This is a genomic window from Microbacterium sp. LjRoot205 (genome assembly GCF_056175745.1).
In genome coordinates this window covers 1-647 of record NZ_JBGFFH010000023.1, presented here as the reverse complement: position 1 = coordinate 647, position 647 = coordinate 1, and the positions used below count along the sequence as shown (strand labels likewise).

The window sequence follows — 647 nt, the reverse complement described above, 5'->3', positions numbered from 1 at the left end:
CACTTATTCAGCCCCGCCGTACCGGAGCTAGCCTCAGCAATACTCATGTCAGCGCTTGGTGAACATCGTCGGCAGGAATCGGACACGTACATGCGCGCTCTTGACCTCCTGGAACGACTAGCGTCACACCCAGGACTCCGCGCCGAGCATATAGCCTCCGAATTGCATGTCTCAGTTCGGACACTTCACCGCGCCTTTGCTGAACACGCCAGTCGATTTTCCGAGCAGCTCCGCGACATCCGTTTGCGCCGCGCCAAACGCTTGATGGGAAGGTATCCGGACCTAACTATGCCCCGGGTGGCCAAGAGCGCTGGCTTCACGAATGAATCTCAGTTGTATCGAGCCCTCCAACTCGATCCGATCCAATCTGACGGTCCGGCACTGACCTCTCCGCGTGAGGCGTGATCGACGCTAATCGCAGTCTCATCCGGTATCGCCTCACTCAACCCAACACAAGCTTTATCGTCGCCGAGACGACCGAAACGGAGGCCGGTCCGGCCGGCACGTTCTGCGCGGCGAGCCCGCCAGTCAGGCCGGCGAGGAAACCCACGAGCAGGGTGATCAACGCCACGACCGATCCGATGAGCACGAACCTGCCACGAGCGAATCGGAGGTCACGCCAAGCGACGAACACGATGGTTCCTTCC

The 647-nt window shown here is 60.3% G+C and carries 1 protein-coding gene and 1 pseudogene; one reads left to right on the top strand and one right to left on the bottom strand.

Annotation, left to right across the window (positions count from 1 at the left end; all coding sequences use genetic code 11):
- Positions 1-45: 45 nt before the first annotated feature.
- Positions 46-405: a helix-turn-helix domain-containing protein gene (locus AC04ME_RS19170; RefSeq protein ID WP_475436605.1), complete on the top strand. Its 360-nt coding sequence runs from the start codon at positions 46-48 to the stop codon at positions 403-405.
- 91 nt (positions 406-496) lie between these two features.
- Here the strand turns inward: AC04ME_RS19170 and AC04ME_RS19165 are convergent.
- Positions 497-634 (bottom strand): annotated as a pseudogene (locus AC04ME_RS19165) (ABC transporter permease); the annotation flags it as partial.
- Positions 635-647: the final 13 nt, after the last annotated feature.

Coding starts and splice junctions, on each gene's coding strand:
- AC04ME_RS19170 (WP_475436605.1), top strand. CDS start 46: ATGTCAGCGCTTGGTGAACATCGTCGGCAGGAATCGGACACGTACATG.